Source organism: Rhodocyclus purpureus, from assembly GCF_016653115.1.
Taxonomy (GTDB): domain Bacteria; phylum Pseudomonadota; class Gammaproteobacteria; order Burkholderiales; family Rhodocyclaceae; genus Rhodocyclus; species Rhodocyclus purpureus.
In genome coordinates this window covers 55,239-61,479 of record NZ_NHRX01000008.1, presented here as the reverse complement: position 1 = coordinate 61,479, position 6,241 = coordinate 55,239, and the positions used below count along the sequence as shown (strand labels likewise).

Annotated in this window: 7 protein-coding genes; all 7 read right to left on the bottom strand. The window is 65.6% G+C overall.

Annotation, left to right across the window (positions count from 1 at the left end; all coding sequences use genetic code 11):
* Nucleotides 1–155 precede the first annotated feature (155 nt).
* Nucleotides 156–410 carry a hypothetical protein gene (locus CCR84_RS00875; protein ID WP_201209046.1) on the bottom strand — a complete coding sequence of 85 codons (255 nt, stop codon included), beginning with the start codon at nucleotides 408–410 and terminating at the stop codon, nucleotides 156–158.
* A gap of 165 nt (nucleotides 411–575) precedes the next feature.
* Nucleotides 576–854, bottom strand: coding sequence for a hypothetical protein (locus CCR84_RS00870; RefSeq protein WP_201209045.1), 279 nt, complete (start codon nucleotides 852–854; stop codon nucleotides 576–578).
* A gap of 145 nt (nucleotides 855–999) precedes the next feature.
* Nucleotides 1,000–1,893, bottom strand: a complete 894-nt coding sequence (gene sucD / locus CCR84_RS00865; RefSeq protein WP_201209044.1) for a succinate--CoA ligase subunit alpha — start codon at nucleotides 1,891–1,893, stop codon at nucleotides 1,000–1,002.
* Nucleotides 1,894–1,904: 11 nt separating this feature from the next.
* Nucleotides 1,905–3,065 (bottom strand): ADP-forming succinate--CoA ligase subunit beta, encoded by a 1,161-nt coding sequence (gene sucC, locus CCR84_RS00860; RefSeq protein WP_201209043.1) that lies wholly within the window; start codon nucleotides 3,063–3,065, stop codon nucleotides 1,905–1,907.
* A gap of 91 nt (nucleotides 3,066–3,156) precedes the next feature.
* Nucleotides 3,157–3,741, bottom strand: a complete 585-nt coding sequence (locus tag CCR84_RS00855; protein ID WP_201209042.1) for a DUF2889 domain-containing protein — start codon at nucleotides 3,739–3,741, stop codon at nucleotides 3,157–3,159.
* Nucleotides 3,742–4,043: 302 nt separating this feature from the next.
* Complete coding sequence (locus CCR84_RS00850; RefSeq protein ID WP_201209041.1) at nucleotides 4,044–5,438, bottom strand: MATE family efflux transporter; 1,395 nt, start codon at nucleotides 5,436–5,438, stop codon at nucleotides 4,044–4,046.
* 19 nt (nucleotides 5,439–5,457) lie between these two features.
* Nucleotides 5,458–6,237, bottom strand: a complete 780-nt coding sequence (locus tag CCR84_RS00845) for a Nif3-like dinuclear metal center hexameric protein (RefSeq protein WP_242508465.1) — start codon at nucleotides 6,235–6,237, stop codon at nucleotides 5,458–5,460.
* Nucleotides 6,238–6,241: the final 4 nt, after the last annotated feature.

Sequence of the window (6,241 nt, the reverse complement as noted above, 5' to 3'; positions counted from 1 at the left end):
GCTGGGCTTGCGTGGGTCATCGATTTCGGACAGACACTCCATCAGGCAGCCCCCTTCCGTCGCTCTCATGCGCTTGGCTCAAAGGCACGGAGTAGATGCGATTTTGAGAAAGGTTGCAAGATGAAGCCCTATCCTCTTGAAGAGGAGGGACTATTTCAGGCCGGCAATCTCATTGGAAAAGATGCTTTCCGAGTGCGGAAGCCCTGCTGGGTGATGGAAGTTCCGGCGCCGAGCAGGAGCGTCGTGGTATTGGCGATCGGGATGTTCCAGTAGAGCGACTGCTTGCCCTCGTCTGTCACGTACTCGACCCGCCCACCATTCACCAGCACGCGGCAGTGTTCGATGTAATAGAGGTTCGCGCGCTTGGAATGAAGAATCGTCTTGAGTTCGGAAGGGACAAGTGGCTTCATGAGCTTGCCTTGCGTTGCGCTGATTGAGCAGTCTGAAACCTTTCGGTAGATCAGTAGCTGCGCCCTTCCGATGATTTTCTCACGCCAATCAGATTACGCGCCAAGCATTTCCAGGAGACACCGACGACCCGGGAAGAATATTCGAGGTCCGGCCTCTGAACAATCTCACTCGGCGCTTCGCTTCGACTCCGCTCCAGCCTCCATCTGCGGACCGGTCACAGGCGGCGCCGCCTGCAGCTTCGCCGCTTCGACTTTCGCCGCCTCCGCCTTGTCGACCCGGCTCGCATAGACCCCGTAGGCTTCGAGGCCGAGCGCGACGGGAATCAGGAGTCCGACCAGCTTGGGCGCCCAGTCGGCGAGCGAGGATTGCTTCCCGGGACCGTTCGCTCCTTGGGCCGGGACCTCCTCCGTCTTTCCCGCAGCCATCTTTTCATCGAATTCCATGAATGGGTCCTTCGTGCCGATCTGAAAATTGCGCTGAATCCTATGCGACGGAACAGGCACAGCAAGCAAAAGGGCGAACCATGGTCCGCCCTTTTGCTTTACCTTGAACGCCCGCAGCCTGCTGCGCCGCGGGCGCCGCTCCGGATCAGAGCAGCGACTTCAGCAGGCGCGCCATTTCCGACGGGTTGCGCGTCACCGTGAACCCGCACTCTTCCATGATCGCGAGCTTGGCATCGGCGGTGTCGGCGCCGCCGGAGATCAGCGCGCCGGCGTGGCCCATGCGCTTGCCGGCCGGGGCAGTGACGCCGGCGATGAAGCCGACCACCGGCTTCTTCATGTTGGCCTTGCACCACTGCGCGGCTTCGGCTTCGTCGGGGCCGCCGATTTCGCCGATCATGATCACCGCGTCGGTGTCGGGGTCGTCGTTGAACATCTTCATCACGTCGATGTGCTTGAGACCGTTGATCGGGTCGCCGCCGATGCCGACCGCCGAAGACTGGCCGAGGCCGACTTCGGTGAGTTGGCCGACGGCTTCGTAGGTCAGCGTTCCCGAGCGGCTGACGACGCCGATGCGGCCCTTGCGGTGGATGTGGCCGGGCATGATGCCGATCTTGATCTCGTCGGGCGTGATCAGGCCGGGGCAGTTCGGTCCGAGCAGCAACGTTTCCTTGCCGCCGGCAGCGACCTTCTGCTTCATCTTGTTGCGCACCATCAGCATGTCACGCACCGGGATGCCTTCAGTGATGCAGATCGCCAGATCGAGGTCGGCTTCGACCGCTTCCCAAATCGCCGCAGCGGCGCCGGCGGGCGGCACGTAGATCACCGAGACGGTGGCGCCGGTTTCGGCGGCGGCTTCCTTGACCGAACCGTAGATCGGGATGTCGAAGATCTTCTCGCCGGCCTTCTTCGGGTTCACGCCGGCGACGAAGCAGTTCCTGCCGTTGGCGTATTCCTGGCACTTCTCGGTGTGGAACTGGCCGGTCTTGCCGGTGATCCCCTGGGTGATGACTTTGGTGTCTTTGTTGATCAGGATGGACATTCACTCTCTCCTTACTTGACCGCAGCGACGATCTTGGTCGCGGCTTCCGCCATGCTGTCGGCGGTGATGATCGGCAGGCCCGACTCGGCGAGGATCTTCTTGCCGAGTTCTTCGTTGGTGCCCTTCATGCGCACCACGAGCGGGACGGAGAGGTGCACTTCGCGCGCGGCGCTGACGACGCCGGTGGCGATCGTGTCGCAGCGCATGATGCCGCCGAAGATGTTGACCAGGATGCCCTTGACCTTCGGGTTGTGCAGCATGATCTTGAACGCTTCGGTGACCTTCTCGGTCGTCGCGCCGCCGCCGACGTCGAGGAAGTTGGCCGGCTCGGCGCCGAACAGCTTGATCGTGTCCATCGTCGCCATCGCCAGGCCAGCGCCGTTCACCAGACAGCCGATGTTGCCGTCGAGGCTGATGTAGGCGAGATCGAACTTGGAGGCTTCGATTTCGTCGGGGTCTTCCTCGTCGAGGTCACGGTAGGCGACGATTTCAGGATGACGGTAGAGCGCGTTCGAGTCGAAGTTGAACTTGGCGTCGAGCGCCTTGATGTTGCCGTTGCCTTCGAGGATCAGCGGGTTGATCTCGGCGAGCGAGGCGTCGGTCTCCATGTAGCAGGTGTAGAGCTTCTTGAAGGTGTCGACCGCCTGCGCCTGCGAGGCTTCGGGGACGCCGATGCCCTGCGCGAGTTCGAGCGCCTGTGCGTCGGTGAGGCCGGTGAGCGGGTCGACGAAGACCTTGATGATCTTCTCGGGGGTCGAGTGCGCGACTTCCTCGATGTCCATGCCGCCTTCGCTTGATGCCATCATCGCGACCTTCTGCGTGGCACGGTCGGTCAGCGCGGCGACGTAGTATTCCTTACGGATGTCGGCGCCTTCCTCGACCAGCAGGCGGCGCACCTTCTGCCCTTCCGGACCGGTCTGGTGCGTCACCAGCTGCATGCCCAGGATCTGGCTGGCGTACTGGCGCACCTCGTCGAGCGACTTGGCGACCTTGACGCCGCCGCCCTTGCCGCGGCCGCCGGCGTGGATCTGGGCCTTGACCACCCAGACCTTGCCACCGAGGGATTCGGCCGCCTTCACCGCGTCATCGACAGTCGGACAGAAGACGCCGCGAGGGACGACGACGCCGAATTTCTTCAGGAGCTCCTTGCCCTGATATTCGTGGATTTTCATGCGTTTTCCTTGCCTGGGTTGCTGAGGTTGCTGGGGTGCCGGCCGGGCCAGCGTTCAAGTCACCGTCGGAAGACGGGGAGAAATCGGGAATTCACACCTCGCTCGTCAGGCGCGCGACGCCGGGTTCCGGGTCGCCGTCGGGCCGATACCAGCGCGGGTAGTAGCGCTCGACCACCTCGGACGACGAGGCCAGCGCGTGACAACGATCGAGCTGGTAGGGCTTGTGCTTGCTGTCGTCGTTGTCCGGGATCTCGCTGGCGAAGCTCTGGATCGCCGCGGTCGGCAGGTGCATCAGAAGTTCGGAGAGGTGCGAGCAGCCCTGGATCTTGTCGAAGCAATCCTTGATCGCCTTGCGGAAGCCATGGAACAGGTTCAGCCCGACCAGCTGCCGATACGACGGGGCAATCCGCTCGCAAACGCCGGGGTAAGGCGTCGCGTCGGAGCAGGCGACCGCGTCTACGATGTTCATCTTGCGGTCGATGGTGACGCGCACCCACATTTCGTGCAGCGGATCGCCCGCGCGGCGCACGCCGGAAGACAGGTGGTAGTCCTGATCCTTGCTATCGACGAGTCTTGCCTCGATATCCCAGTTTCCATCCTCCCGTTTGAAACCAGCCAGTTCGACACTGCGCACGTGCATGCGCTTGCGTGCAACGGAGGGGGGAGGCAAAGGCATCGACGATCCGGAAGTGAAAGGATTGAGCAATGGGCAACAGCGCCCGGCAAGTAGCGCACTCGGACAGTGGACGCGAATCGCGAGTTCCCGGCCTGCCGCGAAAGATCTGCGGGTGCGGGAAATCACGCTCGCGCGGCCGTCGAGGCAGGCTTTTTCGTTGACCTAAGATCGTAGCACAAGGCTGCGCCGGTGCGTAAATAATTCATAATTATGGAATCGGATGCCGCCGACGGATGCCCCTGGCGTGGAGCGATGACGGCGCGCGCGGGCGGGCGGCGGCCCGTCCTACCGAGGACAGGCCCTCAGCGAGCGCCGGCCGCAGCCAGCGGCGCCTCCTCGGCGGCGGCGATCACCACCGTCCGCCAGAGCAGGCCGCCGAGCAGCAGCGCGGCGAGCGTCAGGCTGGCGAGCGAGGCGCTCCAGAAGCCGACGACGCCCAGCGGCGCCAGGTCGAAAACACCGCGATAGGCGAGCAACCAGCCGCCCCCGAGGCCGACGCCCCAGAAACAGACGATGTGCACGAGCATCGGCACGAAGGTGATCTTGTAGGCGCGCAGGGCGAAGGCGGCGACCGTCTGCACCGCGTCGAAGACCTGGTAGAGCGCGACGAAAACGATCAGCGACAAGGCGGTCGCCTGCACGCGTTGGTCGCTGGTGTAGGCGGCGATCAGCGGCTCGGCGCTGAGCCAGAGCGCGACCCCGAGCAGCGTCGACACGCCGGCGGCGAGCAGCAGGCCGGCCTGTATGGACACACGCGCGCGCGGCACGTCGCGCGCGCCGACGGCCTGCCCGACCTGCGCCAGCGTCGCGATCGCCAGCGCCAGCGGCGGCATGTAGGCGATTGCGGCGAGGTTGGCGATGATCCGGTGTCCGGCGACGACCGACGCGCCGAGCTGCGCGATGAACAGCGCGACCAGCGTGAATGCCGAGATTTCGACGAAGCCCGAAAACCCCATCGGCAGGCCGATGCGCAAGAGTTGCTTCAGCGGCTGCAGGCGCGGCAGGTGCCAGGCGGCGAACAGGCGGTAGCTCGCCAGTGCCGGCGCGAAGCGCAGATAGACGAGCGCGCAGATGAGCGCGAACCAGCCGGTGACTGCGTTCGAAATGCCGCAGCCGAGCACCCCGAGCGGCTCGCCGCCCCAGCGCCCGCTGACCAGCAGCCAGGCGAGGACGCCGTGCAGGGCGGCACCGCCGAGGCTGATCAGCATCAGCGGGCGCGGCCGGCTGATCGCATTGCAGAACGCGTAGAAGACGCGATGCAGCAACACCGCCGGCAGCGCCCAGGCGAGCAGGCCGAGATAGCCGCGGGCCTTGGCCTCGACCGCCGGCTCGATCGGCGACAGGCCGAGCAACGCATCGGGGTGGAGCAGCAGCGCGACGCCCGGCACCGACAACAAGAGCGCCAGCCAGAACGCCTGCTGCACGGCCGGGGCGATCTCGCCGCTGCGGCGCGCGCCGACGAGTTGCGCGACCGTCGGCCCGACCGCCTGCACGACGCCAGCAAAGGCGAAGACGATCGCGACGTAAAGCCCGCCGCCGACCGCGACCGCCGCCAGGTCCTCGGCGCCGTAGTGGCCGAGCAGGACGGTGTCGATCAGCATCATCGCCATGCCGGCCAGCTGGGCAATCAGCATCGGCGCGGCATGAGCGGCAAGGAGGCGGGTCTGGCGCAGGAGAAGGGGTGCGCTCTGGCTCATGCTGGCCCCTCGCGCTGCCTCATACCGGATTCTCGATATCGACGAACTCGAAGACGCAGTGGCCGGCGAAATGCGTGGCGAGGTGCCCGGTCAGCGCCTCGATGCCGCAGCGCTCGGTGGCGTGGTGTCCGGCGGCGAGGTAGGCAACGCCCGCCTCGCGCGCCAGATGCACGGTCTGTTCGGAGATCTCGCCGGAAACGAAGGCATCGCAGCCGGCGGCGATCGCCTGCTCCAGGTAGCCCTGCGCAGCGCCCGTGCACCAGCCGATGCGCGTGACGGGTCGAGCGCCCTCGCCGATGACGAGCGGCGCCCTGCCGAGGGCGGAGGCGACGGTTGCCGCGAGTTCGCCGACCGTCGTCGGGGCCGCCGGGCTGCCGAACCAGGCCATGTCCTGTTCGCCGAAGCGGCCTTCCGGCGCCCACCCGCAGCGTCTTGCCAGTTGCGCGTTGTTGCCGAGTTCGGGATGCGCGTCTAGCGGCAGGTGGTAGGCGATCAGGTTGATGTCGGCGGCAAGCAGGGTCGCCAGCCGCACGCGGCGCAGGCCGGTGACGCGTACGTCCTCGCCGCGCCAGAACCAGCCATGATGGACGAGCACCGCGTCGGCCGAGCGCTCCACGGCGGCATCGAGCAGCGCCTGGCAGGCACTGACGCCGGTGACCACCCGCCGCAGCCGGGCGGCGCCTTCCACTTGCAGACCGTTTGGGCAATAATCGCGCAGTCGTGCCGCTTCGAGCAATTCATCCAGATAGCGCGTCAGTTCTTCGCGCGCGACCCCCCCGGAATTTTCGTTTGACATCATCTGT